16 protein-coding genes are annotated in these 16,877 nt (G+C 45.5%); all 16 read left to right on the top strand.

The window, feature by feature from the left end:
• Window positions 1-103 precede the first annotated feature (103 nt).
• Window positions 104-637 carry a terminase small subunit gene (locus LACSTY_RS05550; RefSeq protein ID WP_019892312.1) on the top strand — a complete coding sequence of 178 codons (534 nt, stop codon included), beginning with the start codon at window positions 104-106 and terminating at the stop codon, window positions 635-637.
• Complete coding sequence (locus LACSTY_RS05555) at window positions 615-1,970, top strand: PBSX family phage terminase large subunit (protein WP_019892310.1); 1,356 nt, start codon at window positions 615-617, stop codon at window positions 1,968-1,970. The genes LACSTY_RS05550 and LACSTY_RS05555 overlap by 23 nt, the downstream gene beginning before the upstream one ends.
• A 4-nt stretch (window positions 1,971-1,974) precedes the next feature.
• Window positions 1,975-3,402: a phage portal protein gene (locus LACSTY_RS05560; protein ID WP_019892308.1), complete on the top strand. Its 1,428-nt coding sequence runs from the start codon at window positions 1,975-1,977 to the stop codon at window positions 3,400-3,402.
• Complete coding sequence (locus tag LACSTY_RS05565; protein ID WP_087911968.1) at window positions 3,368-4,360, top strand: minor capsid protein; 993 nt, start codon at window positions 3,368-3,370, stop codon at window positions 4,358-4,360. Before LACSTY_RS05560 ends, LACSTY_RS05565 begins: the two co-directional genes overlap by 35 nt.
• Before the next feature lie 124 nt (window positions 4,361-4,484).
• Window positions 4,485-5,141, top strand: coding sequence for a DUF4355 domain-containing protein (locus tag LACSTY_RS05570; protein WP_087911969.1), 657 nt, complete (start codon window positions 4,485-4,487; stop codon window positions 5,139-5,141).
• A gap of 15 nt (window positions 5,142-5,156) precedes the next feature.
• Window positions 5,157-6,170 (top strand): capsid protein, encoded by a 1,014-nt coding sequence (locus LACSTY_RS05575; RefSeq protein WP_087911970.1) that lies wholly within the window; start codon window positions 5,157-5,159, stop codon window positions 6,168-6,170.
• A 227-nt stretch (window positions 6,171-6,397) separates the two neighbouring features.
• Window positions 6,398-6,772, top strand: a complete 375-nt coding sequence (locus tag LACSTY_RS05580) for a phage head-tail connector protein (RefSeq protein ID WP_087911971.1) — start codon at window positions 6,398-6,400, stop codon at window positions 6,770-6,772.
• A 4-nt stretch (window positions 6,773-6,776) separates the two neighbouring features.
• Window positions 6,777-7,079, top strand: a complete 303-nt coding sequence (locus LACSTY_RS05585) for a hypothetical protein (RefSeq protein WP_087911972.1) — start codon at window positions 6,777-6,779, stop codon at window positions 7,077-7,079.
• Entirely contained in the window at window positions 7,076-7,441 is a 366-nt protein-coding gene (locus LACSTY_RS05590) for an HK97-gp10 family putative phage morphogenesis protein (protein WP_016373306.1), read from the top strand. Before LACSTY_RS05585 ends, LACSTY_RS05590 begins: the two co-directional genes overlap by 4 nt.
• Complete coding sequence (locus tag LACSTY_RS05595; RefSeq protein WP_003575579.1) at window positions 7,442-7,846, top strand: gp17 family tail completion protein; 405 nt, start codon at window positions 7,442-7,444, stop codon at window positions 7,844-7,846.
• 11 nt (window positions 7,847-7,857) lie between these two features.
• Entirely contained in the window at window positions 7,858-8,490 is a 633-nt protein-coding gene (locus LACSTY_RS05600; protein ID WP_016373305.1) for a phage tail tube protein, read from the top strand.
• Between the two features lie 86 nt (window positions 8,491-8,576).
• Window positions 8,577-8,909, top strand: a complete 333-nt coding sequence (locus LACSTY_RS05605) for a tail assembly chaperone (protein ID WP_016383085.1) — start codon at window positions 8,577-8,579, stop codon at window positions 8,907-8,909.
• 98 nt (window positions 8,910-9,007) lie between these two features.
• Window positions 9,008-9,361, top strand: a complete 354-nt coding sequence (locus tag LACSTY_RS05610; protein ID WP_016373369.1) for a hypothetical protein — start codon at window positions 9,008-9,010, stop codon at window positions 9,359-9,361.
• A complete protein-coding gene (locus LACSTY_RS05615; protein ID WP_087911973.1) occupies window positions 9,354-12,443 on the top strand; it encodes a phage tail protein in 3,090 nt (1,029 codons plus the stop codon). Before LACSTY_RS05610 ends, LACSTY_RS05615 begins: the two co-directional genes overlap by 8 nt.
• Window positions 12,444-14,441 carry a distal tail protein Dit gene (locus tag LACSTY_RS05620; RefSeq protein WP_087911974.1) on the top strand — a complete coding sequence of 666 codons (1,998 nt, stop codon included), beginning with the start codon at window positions 12,444-12,446 and terminating at the stop codon, window positions 14,439-14,441.
• The gene (locus tag LACSTY_RS05625; RefSeq protein WP_306390989.1) at window positions 14,442-16,877 is read left to right on the top strand and encodes a phage tail family protein; all 2,436 of its coding nucleotides are present in this window, start codon (window positions 14,442-14,444) and stop codon (window positions 16,875-16,877) included. It abuts the gene before it with no gap.

Here is a 16,877-nt window from a genome sequence, read left to right on the forward strand (position 1 = left end):
GCGGAACAGAAAAATACATCATCGAGAAGTTGTCAAGAGAAGAGCGCCAAAAGAAGAAAGCTAAGGAAGACAAGAAAAAGCGCGGGAGGTGTGGTGATATGTAATGCGACTGACAGCAAAACAGAAGAAGTTCGTTGATTCTTATATTGCTGATAGCAATGCTACCAAAGCGGCACTAGAAGCAGGATACAGCAAAAGAACGGCTAGATTTGTTGGCGCAGAAAACCTAACAAAACCTAACATTAAAGCTGCCATCGATGAGCGCATGAAACGCATCGAGTCTGACAAGATTGCCAAGGCTGCTGAGGTGCTTCAATACTTCACCACAGTACTTCGTGGAGAGGCAAAAGAGACAATTATAGTTAGTACTCCAGACGGTGCAGATGCTGTTGAAAACGATCCAAGTATCAAAGACCGCATGGCAGCAGGACGCGAATTGTTAAAGCGTTACCCTGGTAATGATGAGCTGCTCAATGCTCAGCTAACGAAGATTATTACTGATATTGAGAAAACTAAGGCCGATGTTCGCAAGTCTAAAGCTGAGGCTGACATCATGGAAGCTAAGGCTAAATTGATTACTGATGCGGATTCGCAAGACAGGACGGTGATTGTCGATGACGTCCCAGAAGATGATTAAGTTAAGCAAGATGGTGCAACCACATTTCTATCCGTTTTGGCATTCAAGGGCACCATATTTGATACTTAACGGCGGTCGTGGCTCATTTAAATCATCGACAGTTAGTCTGAAGCTTGTCATGATGCTTAAAAGGCAAGCGCAAGAAGGCCATAAAGCAAACATCATCGTCATTCGAGAGAACACGGTTAACTTGCGTGATACTGTATACAGCCAAATCGGTTGGGCAATTGACATGCTCAAAATGACAGACGAGTTTGTGTTCAACGTATCGCCTATGCGCATAACGCATCGTGGAACTGGTAGCACATTCTACTTCTATGGCGGTGACAAGCCTGAAAAGCTGAAGTCTAACACCGTTCGTAACGTGATTGCTGTGTGGTATGAAGAAGCAGCCAACTTCAAATCTGCTGAAGTGTTTGACCAAACTAATCCAACCTTCATTCGACAGAAATCACCATGGGTTGATCAGGTTCAAGTCTTCTACACGTATAACCCACCAAAGAATCCATATGACTGGATTAATGAGTGGATTGATAGTGTTAGAGGAGACAACGATTTCTTCATCGACAAATCAACTTATCTCGATGATGATCTTGGATTCACTGACGAACAGCAGCTTAGACTGATCGAAAAGTATAAAGCCAACGATTATGACTACTACCGTTGGCTTTATCTTGGCGATGTGATTGGATTAGGAACCAACGTCTACAACATGCATTTGTTTCATAGGCTGGATGAGGTGCCAAGCAACGATCCAATTAGGCGTCTTGTCTTCTCAATAGATGCTGGCCATATTAATAGCGCAACCACGTGCGTGGCGGCCGCTGTTACGGCCAAGAACAACCTGATCGTGCTAGACACCTATTACTATTCTCCAGCTAATCAGAGCGTGAAGAAGGCACCAAGTGACCTTGTGCCAGAGATAAAGTCGTTCATTGATAAGGTAAGGTCAAAATATAATCATCCCGTGCTTAAATACACGATTGATTCTGCTGAAGGTGCGCTGAGAAACGAGTTTGTTAAAGAGTTCGGCATTCGCTGGCATGGCATTGTCAAGGGCAAGGAAGCGGACATGATTGACTTCGTGTCTAACTTGCTTGCTCAAGGACGTGTGTTCTACTTGGAAAATGACGACAACAAGATATTCATCTCAGAACATCAGCAATACCAGTGGGATGAAAAGACCGCACAGTCTGACGATCCACACGTAATCAAAGAGCACGATCACACGGTCGATGCTTTCAAATATATGGTAATGGACAATGCCGGACAGTTGAAACTTAGCCAGGCCAACAAGGCACGAGCATTCAAGAACACAAGCAAATACTTCTAAGGAGGTGGCCATCATATTAACAGTTCAAGGTAAAGGCTCAATTACAGATGGTGATGTGTTCATTTTTCCAGTAGATACAGCTATTACTGGGGACGATATCACTAATTTCATTAGCACAAATGATGAACTAGCTCGCAGAAAATATCTACCTGCTAAAAAGATGTATCTTGGCAAGCATAAGATTCTTCATGAAAATGCCAAAGACCACGGGCCAGACAACCGTCTTGTTGGCAACTTGGCTCACTATATCGTGGATACCTACAATGGGTTTTACATTGGCATTCCACCTAAGATCACGCTCGATAACACACAGGACAACGTTGTGTTGCAAGAGTGGAACGACACGAATAGCGTTCAGGACAAATTAAGCGAAATCAGCAAGCAAGCATCCATTTACGGAAGGGCGCTTGCTTTTTTGTACCAAGACGAGAACAGCAATACGTGTATTGCATACAGTTCACCTATCAATTCATTCATCATCTATGATGACACGGTAGCACACAAATCCATTGCATTTGTCATGTATTGGCATGATGAAGACAACAATTTAACCGGCAAGGTGTATCTGAAAGACGGAATATACGCTCTTGATATGACACGCCTCGAAGGAACAGACGGATTTAATCCATTTAACGAAGTACCAGCAGTTGAGTTCTTCATGAACACTGAGCGTCAAGGCATCTTTGAGAACGTTGAGACGCTAATTGATGCACTAGACAAGGTGCTAAGCCAAAAGGCAAACCAGAATGAGTATTTTGACAATGCGTACTTGGTTCTCAAAGGCCTGAAACTCGATGAGGACGATGACGGCAACCCCAAACTCGATCTTAATGGCAACCAGATTATCTATGCTCCAGACGCCGATTCTGCTCAAGGCGTAGCTGAATTTCTGACCAAACCTGATGGCGATGCCATTCAAGAGCACCTCATTGATCGCCTCATCAGCATGATCTATCAGATCAGCATGGTTGCAAACTTGAACGATGAAGCATTCAGCGGCAATAGTTCTGGCGTTGCATTGCAATACAAATTGCTACCAATGCGCAATCTAGCGGCCAATCAGGACCGTAAGTTTACTCAGTCACTCCGGGAGCTTTACAAGATCGCATTCAGTGTTGGGACAATCCTTCCAGAAAGTAAATCTGATGACTGGCAAAAGCTTAACTTCGCATTCACGCGAAATCTTCCGGAGAACATTACCGACGAAGCGGACGCGGCTTCTAAACTAAAAGGCCTCGTATCAGATCAGACTATGCTTAGCACCTTATCATTTGTCGATGATCCCAAGGCCGAAATGAAACGCATCGCTGATGAGACCGCCCAGAAAGCAAAAGACGCTGCTGCTAACAGTCCGTCAAGCCCGGACTTCCAGAAATTGCTGAATGGTGGTGGCAATGATGACAACAACGACTCAACAACAGATAGCGAGTAATTCTGCCTACTGGAATAAGCGAACGGCCGCTGAACGGAAATGGATTGTCGAGAACCTTAAGAATGACGAGGCGTTCAATGTCCGAATTCAGGAATATTTTGACAAAGCTTTAACCAACATTCAAAAGGATATTAATTCAGAGTTTGCCAAGTATGCCGCATATAGCAACGACAGTATGGCCGGTGCGCGTCAAGCAGTGATGGCCACCGATATTAAAGCTTATCAAGTCGAAGCCAAGCGGATCGTTGATGATGCTAGAAAGATGTACAACGGTGAACCGCTCAAATATTCCGACTTTAGCAAGGATGTCAATGATCGTCTCAAGCTATACAACGCTACCATGCGTATTAACCGTTTAGAAATGCTCAAGAGTGAGATTGGTCAAGAAATGCTTGATGCACACATGAAAGTGAACGCTGATCTTGTTTCCAAGCTGAGCAAGGATTATCAATCCGAGATCAAACGGCAAGCCGGAATACTTGGAGAGACGGTATCTATGGGCGGCTACACTGATTTAGCCAAGTTGCTCTCCAAACGAGAGGGCGATTACACCTTCTCACAGCGCATCTGGATCAACCAAGACATTCTAAAGGCTGAACTGGATGAACTGCTGACATCCGCCACCATTCAAGGACAGAGTCCGCTAAAGATTGCTCGCAAGCTACGCGGTCAAGTGGCAGAAACGGTGAACAATCACCGTTATGTGACAGAACGAATTGCACGTACTGAGTCAGCTCGAATTCAAACACAGGCGCAATTAGATAGTTTCCACAAATTTGACTATCAGTACTGCAAATGGGTGGCTGAGCCAAGCGCGTGTGATGTGTGCAAGGAGATTTCAGAAGGTGGCAGAACTGGTGAAGGCATATACAGGGTTGATGATGTGCCGGATATTCCCGTCCACCCAAATTGCCGATGCTCCATTGCGGCTTATGCACCGAGTGATGAAGCTGAATAATTTCTAAGCCGCAGCTAGCGGCTATTTTTATGCCATCAAGTCCAAGCGTGATCGACTATAAAAGCTCCGGTAAATTAAGACGCAAGCCTGATCCGTCTAAAAAGCTGTGGAAGGAGTTCTTAACATGATTCCCAAGATTTTAATGCCTATGAATTTGCAATTTTTCGCTGAAGATAATCCTCAAGGCGATCCGAAAGATCCAGTCGATCCGCCTAAGCCAAAAGATGGTGATCCAGTAGATCCTCCTGAAGGAAAGAAGCAAGGAGAACCGGCTGACCCTGATCCTGATGGTAAGCACGTCTACACCGATGAACAGGTCAACGATATTGTTAAAAAGCGTCTTGCTCGTGCCGAGAAGGAGAAGCAAGCTGCTGTTGACGAGGCTGCAAAGCTGGCCAAGATGAATGCTGACCAGAAGAAGGATTATGAGCTTCAAAAGGCTCAAAAAGAACGAGATGAGCTCAAATCACAGCTCGCAAGCTACCAAATGGGAAAACAAGCTCGTTCAATGTTCGAAGATGCCAAGCTATCTGTCACAGAGGACGATTTGAAGCATGTTGTAACGCCTGAGGCAGAATCAACCGAGACCAATGTTAAGTGGCTCATTGCGCACGACCAAGCCGTAGCAGAGCGCGTCCGTCAAGAACTGCTGAAAGGCAGTACACCATTGGACCCGTCCTCCAACCGCAAGACGAAGAGCCTCAAGGATATGACTTTGGTAGAGCGCAGCGAATTGCAACGAAAAGACCCAGAGATGTACAACAAATTACTCACAAAATGAAAGAGGTAAACAAATATGCCAGAATTTAGTGGTGCAACAGCCAAATTGAATTTGGTCGAACCTAAAGTATTCGCAGATTATGTCCTAGAACAGCAAACTGCTACTAACCGTCTGCTTTCCAGCGGCATTCTCACTACCGACCCAATCATTCAGGCACAATTGCTCAAGGGCGGTACTTATGTAACTATTCCTACCCTGCACAGTCTGAGCGGGGAAGCTCAGACGTGGAACGACACTAGCGACATTACTGTCGGAAATGTTGACAGCTACAGCGCCATTGCTCCACAGATGTACCAAGCCAAAGCGTTTGGCTACACAGACTTTGGTCAGCTTTCGACGGGCGCTCCGGTTGCAGAACAAATTGCAGGACAATTCGCATCATTCTGGAACATCCAGGACAACAAGCTTCTGATTGCAGTCTTGAAGAACGCATTCCTCAATGCGGATTTGCAGGCTGTTAAGGCATATGGCATGGGCACGCCAGCGCCTTTGGCTGCTGGTGACTTTATTGCCGCATTGTCTCGCATGGGTGACGTTGCCAACCCTCAACTGACGAAGATCGTGCTCAATTCTGCCGCTGTTGGTGCAATGCGTGATCAGAACCTGATTGATACCATTCAGCCATCAAACGGTGGTACGCCAATCAGCTACTACAACGGCATTGAGATTGTTGAAGACGATGCACTGCCAGTTGCAGCAGATGGTACCACGGACGCGTTCATCATTGCTAACGGTGCTGTTTCTTATGGCTTGGCTAATCCAGAAAACAGCTATGAGGTCAAACGCGACAGTCTTGGTAATGGTGGTCAGACTGCGGTTATCAACCGCCGTACTCTTGCAATGCAAATTGCGGGTACGTCATTCACTGATGTTACTAAGGTTGCCGGTCTTGGCTACAGCGCAATTAATGCTTCTGAAACATCTATGTACGATCTGGTTGGTGATCCTCGCAACATTGGTATCGTTGACTATCGCTTCACTATCGACAAGAAGTTCGTTGTTGCTGGAATCAATGCCCCAAAAGCGTAGCGCCGTCTGGGAATGACGACGGCTTCGACCCTAGCGGAGATGTCAAACCAACGAGCGCTCAAACCGTTGATGAGATCAAAGCATGGCTGGACGCCCACAGTATCGATTACACTGGGAAGACTTTGAAGGCAGACTTGCTTGCACTTGTCCCTTCAGACTAGCTTGAACACCGTCGCTTATGAAAATCACAGTGCTGCGAAAGCAGGGCGGCGGAAAGGAGGCATAACATGGCTGATACTGATCCGGTAACGCTTGCGGATTTGAAGACGATGATGGAAATCAAAACTGACACACAAGATGATGTTCTCAATCTCATCATTACCAACACCACCAAAGCTCTCCGGTTTAAGCTCGATTTAAAGCCCACAGAAGACTTCCCAGAGGAGCTTTCATACATTGCCCTAGAAGTATGCATCAGACGCTACAACAGGCGTAAGAACGAAGGTATGACGTCTTACGAGCAAGAAGGCCAGTCATTCACGTTCAAATCTAACGATTTCGATGATTTTGCTGACGACATCGACGACTGGAAAGATGCCAACGGGAAGAATGCTACGTCTCTTGGTACCGTTAGCTTCATTTCTGGCTACCCAAAGAGGTGATCATATGCGGTTAGATCATGAGGTTACATTCTGGCTTGATGATGAAGAATATAATCCGCAAACGCATCAATACGGTGATGTGAAAAAGGTTGCCATTGCAGTTGCCAGTGTCACCGACATGGGAACAAACAAGAGCGTTCAGCTATTCGGCAACTATGCTCAAAAAGCAAGGGTGATCCGATTAGTTGAGCCAATCACGGTCAATTGGAGCTATTTAACGATTGATGATGAAGCGACTCATTATGCCCTTAATACTGACCGTGTCCCACTTCAAAACGCTACTTTGATTGTGGGTGAGACGAAATGAGCAAAGCCAGCATTAGCTACAACATGGAGATTAAAGGCATGGACAAATTGGTTGCTGGTCTGCTGAAGCGAGCGAAGATGGACGTTGTCAAACAAATCGTCAAACAGCAGACAGCACAGCTCCAGACTCGTTCTCAGCAAATGACGGGCACTGTGTATGCTCATCCTACTGGTGCTACAAAGCGTGGTATCAAGTTATCGCTTGAAGATGGCGGTCTAACGGGCATAGTTGGCATGTCAATGGAATACAACCCATACACCGAAAACGGGACCCGTTTCATGCGGGCACGTCCTGTATTGAAGCCTGCGTTCCTTTATCAGAAAGTGCAGTTTATTAATCAGCTTAAACAAGCAGCAAAGTAGGTGATTCAAATCACATCACCAGAGCAAGAGCTCTATGACTACTTCTATGCTTTCTCGCAATCATCTGGGTACAAGACCTACGACCATTTGCCCATGCAGCAGGAGAACGCCCCATATCCCTTCGTCATTGTTGGCGATATTCAAGTTGTTCCTACCGCAACAAAGACGTCACTCAATGGCAATGTGCTAATCACCATCGACATCTGGGGCGACAAAAAACAGCGTTTCACCGTATCTGATATGGCGGAGCGCTTTTTTAGTGCCGCGATTGGGCAAGTGCTAACTGATGATTACCGATTCTATGGACGTGTAGAAGACCAGTCAAAAGAGTTTACACAAGACCAGAGTGTCCCTGACACGGTTCTCAACCGAGCCACGCTGATACTCAATCTCAACATTTTATAGGAGGCCATAATATGGCAAATGAATTAAAAGTGCTAGAAGGCATGGACGTTGTTGCCTTGGCTCGCAAACATAGCGATCAAGCAACGGTTAGCGGCCAAATTATCCCTTGGCAGACTTCGCTGTCCTTTGACCCGTCTGTTGACAGTGATTCCACTGTTACCAAGGACGGCAATGTAGCAACAAGAAGCTCGGCAAGTACCGATCTTGAAGTCGAGTTCCTGAACAACACAGCCGCAATTGCAGACGTAATGTACGACTCGTTGTTTGACGGTGAATTGCTCGACTTTTGGATTCTCTACCGCAAACGCAAGAACGCTGAAGGTAAGTATCTTGCATGGTATATGCAGGTAACGGTGCAAGAAGATAGCAGCGACAATGATCCTGATGATCACTCTACTCGCGATGTCACATTCTCAGTTAATGGCACGCCTAAACGCGGATGGACAACTCTCGATGACGAAACTCAGGAACAGGTCGATTATGTATTCCTTGGGGTTGGCAAGGTCACTGATACTGACAAGACCGGTGGTGGCACTGTTTGGGACAAGGCTGTTGATCCGGGTACTAACACTGCTGATACCGTACCGGCTCAGATCAGTTCTGGCACCGCACCGGCTCAGGGCGGTTCTAGTACTGGAGCATAACAGCACAAGAGGCTTGTCATCAGTCGCCTAAGAAATTAACAGTACGGGTTAAACCCGGGCGGCTTTAAAAGAAAGGATATTAAATCATGCAATTAACCATTAACGGTAAAGAATATGAGCTTAACTTTGGTGTCCGCTTTGTTCGCGAAATGGATAAGAATCTGGGTGCCGTTATGCATGGCATTAATTTTGGCATGGGTGTTGCAAAGGCACTAGCTGGTCTGAATGCATACGATGCTGCTGTTTTAGCAGACACCATTTATTCAGCCACCGTGACATCGAAAAAGCGACCGTCAGCTAATGAAGTCGATGATTTTATTGACAGCAACACAGACTTGGACTCTCTATTTAAGCAAGTTGCAGATGAAATGAACAGCGCTAACGCAGTAAAAGCAGTAGCAAAAAACATGAAGGCCTAGATGAGGACGACAGCAAGACAAGCAAGCAACAGTATCGCGAAATCTTGCTAAATTCGTTAGCCTATCTAGGCTTTTCTAATATTCGAGACATTGAACGTATGACACTTGTTGAGTATGAGCTGCGTATGGAAGCCTATCAGCTCAAGCAAGTCGATAGACAGAACGAGATTGCACAGCAAGCATGGATGAACCAACAAGTGCAGGCAACAACCGGGAGCAAGAACCCTAAACCTAAGTTCAAGACGTTTGATGACTTCTTTGACAAGAAAGCAACCGTTGATCAGGTGCGTTCAAGCTATGAACCGGATTATGAGATCTCACTTATGAGCAAAACAGAATTAAAGCATTCTCGTGCGCAGATATTTGCAAAACGGATGGCCGAATTTCAGCGGTTGAAGCGCGAAGGCAAAATTATTCCGTTATCAGAAAGAAAGGAGGGATCACATGGCTGATAGTTTTAGTGTTGAAGCAATTTTATCTGCCGTTGACCGCAACTTTTCAGGCACTTTCAATAACATCGCGAATTCTGCGTCAAAGGTCGGTGATAGCTTTGAAAAGTCAACAAGACCAGCGGGTAATTTTGTATCAACCGTGAGCAAAATTGCTGGAGCCATAGGTCTTACCAAAGTGGTAGGGGCTATTGGCGATGGTGTGAGAAGTATGGTAGGAGAACTAGACGAATCAAGTAAAGCTTGGCAGACGTTTGAGGGGAACATGAAGTTTCTGGGTAAGACGCCTGCACAGATTTCGTCAATTGAAAAGTCACTGCAATCATATGCTCAGGAGACTATTTATAGCTCGTCTGATATGGCCTCTGCCTATGCGCAGTTTGCATCAGTAGGTGTAAAAGGAGTAGGTAGTCTTGTCAAAGGAATGGGTGGCTTAGCTGCTGCCACTGATGATCCAAAGCAAGCCATGAAGACGTTGATGGAACAAGGTACACAAATGGCCGCTAAGCCGATGGTACAGTGGGCTGACTTCCGCCTAATGCTTGAACAGACTCCAGCAGGCATGGCGGCTGTGGCGAAAGCAATGGGTATGACTACCAAAGAACTCGTTCAGAATGTTCAAAACGGCAAAGTAAGCACACAGCAGTTCTTTGATGGTATCGAAAAGGCAGGCAACAGCAAGGCTTTCCAGAAGATGGCCACGAGTTACAAGACAGTCGGCGAGGCAATGGACGGCCTTCAGGAAACACTGGCAAACAAGCTTCAGCCTGCTTGGCAGGCAATGTCTAAAGTCGCTGTCGGAGCTATTAGTGGAATCATTGATAAGATTGGCGCAATTAATTTTGATTCTGTTATATCATCAATCGGCAAATTCTTTTCTCCATTTTCGGCATTGGTATTGAACATCAAGACACAACTAGGCAACTTGGGGAATGGCGACTCGATGAGCGGGCTCAGTTCCGTTCTCCAAGGGGTCGGGTCCATTTTACAAACCATTTGGAGCCTAGTTGGTAGCTTAGTCAATGTTGCATTTGTCAATCTAATTAGTATTGCTCAAAAGGTCGGAGATGCTTTTAATTCGGCATTCGGTAATGGGCAAATGTCGGGAATATTTAACGGAATCAAACAAGCTGTTACAGATTTCGGAGTAGCAGCAATGGAAGCGATGACTACCGTTGGGGACTTTATTGCTAATTTACCGTGGAAAGCAATTTTTGACGGTGTTAAGGGCGCTCTAAGCGGAGTGATGGCTGTTTTGAAGCCAATTGCAGCTATTGTTAAAGCGGCGTTTGCTAACGACATCGTTAAATCATTTGCAGCGGCAATTTTTGGTGCTGTCGGTGCTTTCAAAGTAATTGGATTAGCCATTGGCGGATTTTCAAGCGTTCTCGGTGTTTTTTCTAAAATGATTGGCCCTATTAGAGGCGTTATATCCGTTATCACTAACTTCGGGACTATCGTAAAAATGGCTGGTGGTGTATGGAAAGCATTCGGATTGATCTTAGGCATGAATCCGTGGGTACTTTTGATTGCTGGGATTGCAGCAGTGGTTACTGGTCTGGTGTACTTTTTTACCCAAACCAAGACTGGCCAAAAACTATGGTCGGGATTTGTTTCGTGGTTACAAGGAGCTTGGCAAGGGCTTGTAGGAGTTGCACAAACTCTTTGGAATGCTATATCGGGTGCGTTTACATTTGCAATTAGCGGCATTCAGACAGCTTGGAGCGGCATTACAGGTTTTTTCAGCAATCTATGGACTGGGATTACGACCACGGCATCGGCTGCTTGGACAGCATTCACAACCACTCTCTCAGCTATCTGGCAAGGTGCTGTTACTGCAGCAACGGCAGTTTGGAACGTGCTATCCATATTCTTCACGACTCTGTGGAATGGAATAGTTGCAGTAGCCACTGCCATATGGTCAACCTTTGGTGGTTCCCTGACGACAATTTGGAATGGGATTGTCCAAGTTGCTACCGGTGTTTGGAACATGCTTAAAGCAGTTATTATGGGTCCCATTCTTATTGTCATCGATTTGCTTACTGGAAATTGGACACAGTTAAGTGCCGATCTTCAGCTTATCTGGAACAGCATTGTTTCCGCCGCTGGTCAGATCTGGAATGGCCTTGTTACGTATTTCTCCGGTATTTGGATTCTTATTCAAACTTATGCAATGACTGTTTGGAATACTTTGGTTTCAGCTTTAGAGGGGCTTTGGAATGGTGCCGTATCTGCTGCTTCCACTATTTGGAGTGCGCTTTCGTCATTTTTTAGCGGATTATGGAATGGTATTGTGTCCACCACCGAGGGCGTATGGAACAGTGTTGTTTCATTCTTATCAGGACTATGGAGCGGAACAGTAAGCACAGCCGAGGGAATTTGGAATGCACTTCCCGGATTCTTTTCCGGATTGTGGAACAGCATTACATCATTCTTTTCATCGGCTTGGAGCAACATAAAGTCTATCGTGATTGGAGCTGCTACCAGTATTTTTAATGGTGCAAAGGCTGTATGGTCAGGCTTTACTGGCATGGTAAACGGCGTAGTTAGCGGTATCAAAGGAGCATTCGACGCTCTTAGACACATTGATTTAATGGCCGCTGGTCGCGCCATCATGGACAGCTTCTTGAATGGTCTTAAGGCCGTTTGGGGGAAGATCACGGATTTTGTTGGCGGTATTGCTTCATGGATTCGCAAGCATAAAGGCCCAATCAGTTACGATGCCAAGTTGCTCATACCTGCTGGTAACGCGATCATGAACGGCTTGAATGCAGGACTTACTGATAAGTTTTCAAATGTCCAAAAGAACGTTTCGAGCATGGCACAAGCTATTGCTGATAGTGCCGCTGTCACGATGCCAGCTATTGATGACTCTTCACTTAATGCATCATTACAGTCTCTCAACAATGGCGTTCAGGGGGCAACCTTGTCTTCAAATCTTGATGTCAACTACACTCGCAAGCAAACGATTGAGGTTCCTCTGTATATTGACGGCCGAGAGGTTGCTCGTGCAACCGCAAACCCAATGCAAACAGAGCTTAATCGTTTGACAAAGGTAAGCAATTATCGAAAGGGGTTAGTCTAATTGTACGATTTCAGAGAAACGACACCCTTCACGGGTGCAGATGATAATCAGCTTCCAGCAGAAGCGATGCTAATCGATGGACAATACATTGAGAATCTTGTGCCCGGATATAGGACGCTGCAAGTTGGTGGACGAGAGCTTCTTAAGCAATCTGCTACTAGCAATGCCATAGGCATATCTGATGGGGAAACACTTGAATACGTTCGCAACCCATCTCGCGAGATAACTGTTGGCTATCAGCTTATTGCTGATGATGATGAGGCATTTCGCACCGCCTTCTATAAGCTAAGTGGCATCTTGCACGGTGACACTCATCAGGTTTCGTTCAATGATGACTTGTCTGTGTATTGGAATGCCGTGCTCACAGATGTTGACGATGTTCCTAAAGGCAGAAATGCAATCACATCTTCGTTCACTTTATTTGTCCCCGATGGCGTTGCGCACTCGGTAGCCACGAAGACGTTTGACAACATGCCATACAAGGACGTGCCAGTGAACTTTGCCATAGCTTCACACGGTTTTGCCTCTAATACTGACCAGTTTGATGCGTATCCCATCACCGTACAGTTATCAGAAGATTTGTCAGGGAAAACAATTACTACCACCGTTAAAGTTAGTGTTACTAATTATCAAGGCAAAATAGACAGTTCGGTCGGCATTGATTCCTACATTGACATCAAAGATGCCGGAAGCACCGGTAATTGGACGGGAATAATTAACCAGATTCCTATTACTGAAAATGGTGTTTATACATCATCGCCTAAAACAATTGTCAAAAATCCGTTAACAGGAACGACCAATCAGATTAATTTGGAAATGTTCAACTTGAATGCCACAATCGAAGTCTGGATTAAGGTTGAAATAGGCACTTCTGCTTCTCCTTGGTCACCTAACCCAGCTGATCCTGAATACTATACCAACACCGTCACGGTACACAATGGCGGCACTTATCCTGTTGAGCCAGTTATTACGGCCACCATGCATGCAGATAACGGCTTTCTAGGATTTGCCAATAGTCAGGGGGGCGTGCTTCAATTTGGCAACCCTGAAGAAGTTGATGGCTATACCAGCGAAGAAAGTGAAGTTGCCTTGAATTTGGCTGCCGTTCAAGGCTCGCACATGGATAATCAAGCGGCTTCCAATAACCTTTACTGGGGAGACAACCCAGCTACGCCGAACGAACAGATCGGCAATGCGATTTGGACACAGGACAGCTACGATGGCTGGAAGGTTGAGCCTAATTGGCCTAGTATTACTGGCACTCATCTGTATTGGAATGGGCCTTCAATCAAGCATGATCTCGTCCAGACACATAACGGCGACTTTACGAGTAACCTAACTTGGGACGTCATGACGCGCTTTCAAACTGGTGTAGCACAGGTAGGTTCACTCGAAACAACCTTAGAAAGTGACGGCAAGCCAATCTTTCAAATGATCTTGAAAGACAACAGTGCGCTGTCTGACCAAATTTGGTGGATGTGTTACTACAAAAATCAACTAGTCGTCAATGAACAGTTGGATCGCAATATCTTCACTAACGACAAGTTCATTCAGTTGGAATTGCAGAAATTTGGTAATTCGGTTGTTTTCCGAGTTTCACCATGGGTTGGCAATCAAGGAAGAGAGACGACTATTACCCGTCAATTCACTTTTGCGGATGCTGCTAGTGTCGAGACTAAGCAATTTTCCGCGTGGTTCATGCGTGACAAGACATGGGGCGAATCGACTATGTATCTCATTGCCTCTACCGTCAAATGGCAGAACGTAAGCTGGTATACGGATATTAAGAATCGTTTCAGCAATGGCGATGTGATTGCAATTGATGTGGCTAATACCAAGACTTATTTCAATGGCAATGAAGATCGCACCTTGCATACATTAGGCAACCAGTGGGACAAGTTTCTTTTACAACCAGGAGATACCATCATTCAGCTCATGCCATCAAGCTGGGCACAACCATTTGCGTGTGAAGTCGAGATAAGGGAGGCCTGGCTATAAATGGAGTATTACTTTGCAGATCGAAAATCAAACATTTTGGGTGTTGGGTCGACTGATGGCAAAGGCGAATGGCGAATTGACAACGATATAGAAACACAAAGTGTTGACAATCGTCCTGCGGTCGAGCTTTCTCTTGATATTCACTTCACGACTGATCAGGAACAAGCAGTCAATGAGATGGCTAAAGCAACCAACTTCATCATGTATCAAGATGAAGAAGGCAACGCTCACCAAATGGTGATTGAATCGGTTGACCATGATTCACTAGGCCACATTCACTCAATTGTTGCCAGCGATGCTGGTAATGATTTAATTAACGAAACCGTTGGCGCCTTCAAGGCCGACAAGCCATATACCATCGCTGACTACATCACAAGGTTTACAAATGATTCTGGCTGGGAGATTGGCATCAACGAATTTCCTGACAATGTTCGAACACTCGAGTGGACTAGTGAAGAATCATCGTTGGCTCGCATTATTGCCGTGGCAAAAGATTTTGATGCAGTGCTTAGTTTTGGCTTTGAGTTTGTTGGAACCAACTTGGTTAAGCGTGTCATTAACATTCGGCATGAAACGGCCGGTGACAGCTTGATTTTCTTTGAAATGAATAAGGACATCAACAATATCGTCACGCATCTCGATACCTATGACATGGAAACATCTATCAAGGCTTATGGAGCGGTGCCAGAAAGTACGAATGGATCAACTAATCAGGACCCAATCAACTTGATCGGCTACAAATGGACTGATCCAACGGGACAGTTTGTGCTTGATCAGTACGGGTTCTTGCACGATACCATTGCTGTGCAGAAATATTCACGTTTGTTAAGCAACAGCAACCCTAACCCAACACAGTCTGACTGGAATCGGGTTAAAACGTTTGATTCAAAATCGCAGGCGGAACTTTTGCAAGCGGCTTTGGCAGACTTGAAAAAGTATAACCACCCAAACGAAACGTACGACATTGATTTGGTTAATTCGCCATACGTACCACTGAATCAAACCGTCCACATCGCCGATGAAAACCAACAATTATTCCTGTCTGCCAAGGTATTGAGCATTCAGCGCAGCCGTGCTAACCATTCAGTGCAGTTGACTCTGGGTGAGTTCGCGCATGAAACAGTCAGCTTTGACCAACGGCTCAGCGATCTTGCCAACCAGATGGCCAACATGGCTAAAACACTTAAATTTTATCCCTGGACCCGCTATGCCGATGATGATAAGGGTACTAACATGTCAGCACTACCAGCTGGCAAAAAGTATAGAGCAATTGTTTGGTCTGACAAGACTTCAGTCCCAAGCGACAATCCGGCTGATTATGCTAATCGCTGGGAGTTGATTCAGGGCGAAGACGGAGCTAATGGTAAGCCTGGGCCTAAAGGTGACGATGGCATCAGCAGCTATCTTCATACTGCGTATGCTAATAGCATCGATGGTAAAACTGATTTTTCGGTAACAGACGCTAGCGGCAGATCTTACTTCGGGCAGTACGTTGACGAAACCCAAGCTGACAGCACCGACCCGACGCGCTACTTGTGGGCCTTGTTCAAGGGCCAAGATGGCCGTGATGGTAAAGATGGTAGTGATAATGTTCCAGTTGTGACGGTTGGCCCGAGTTACCCTGCTAAACCAAAGGCTGGGGACCAGCACTGGTTAACCGACGAGGACGGAAATCTTGCCGCTTTTGCCATATTTGATACCACAAGTGGTTGGGATTCAAAACCAATTGCAGCCAAAGCATTAAATGTCGAAACCTTTAATGGCATGACTTTTAATGGGGTCACTTTTAACGGATCTACCTTTATCTCATCTTTCAACCACATCCAACCAGATGGTTTTCCAAATACGATCAGTGGGACGACAAAAATTAGTGGTGGCAGCATGGTCACGAATGCAACGCTGGATAGTAATAGCAAGCAAACGTATCAATCTAAAGTTGATCAGTTGGGGTTGGTTAGCAAGTCAATGTACGATGGTAAGGAAGTTAGTTCCGTTGATGCACGCCAAGGCATGCTCACACTAAAATCTTTATATAATCCTTCTGGCAAAGATGTCACGCTTGCATCAACGTTTACGGCGGCTGATTCGGTTTTCTATCAGCACATTGATAGCGGCCTTGAAACCAATGATGTTAAAAATATGAACATTGGATATTCAAGAAAAGGCCCAAATGTCACCATTGGGATTGCTTTTGACATGAAAACTAGCAACGGGTGGGTCAAAATTGCCAACATTCGACCAGGATATAGCCCATTTAATAATGATGATGCAGCAAGGTTACTCGGTAGCATGTCGTATACGGGTGCGGCCTGTGAATTGTATGTTTCAGCGGGTGGAATTTACATCATTCCGTGGCGTAGTCAAGGTGGGTATGCTGGCAGCTTGAGTTTCATTACTCGTGATGCGTATCCGATTAATGATGCGGTGGTGAATTAA

It is taken from the genome of Lacticaseibacillus styriensis, assembly GCF_030770295.1.
Classification (GTDB): domain Bacteria; phylum Bacillota; class Bacilli; order Lactobacillales; family Lactobacillaceae; genus Lacticaseibacillus; species Lacticaseibacillus casei.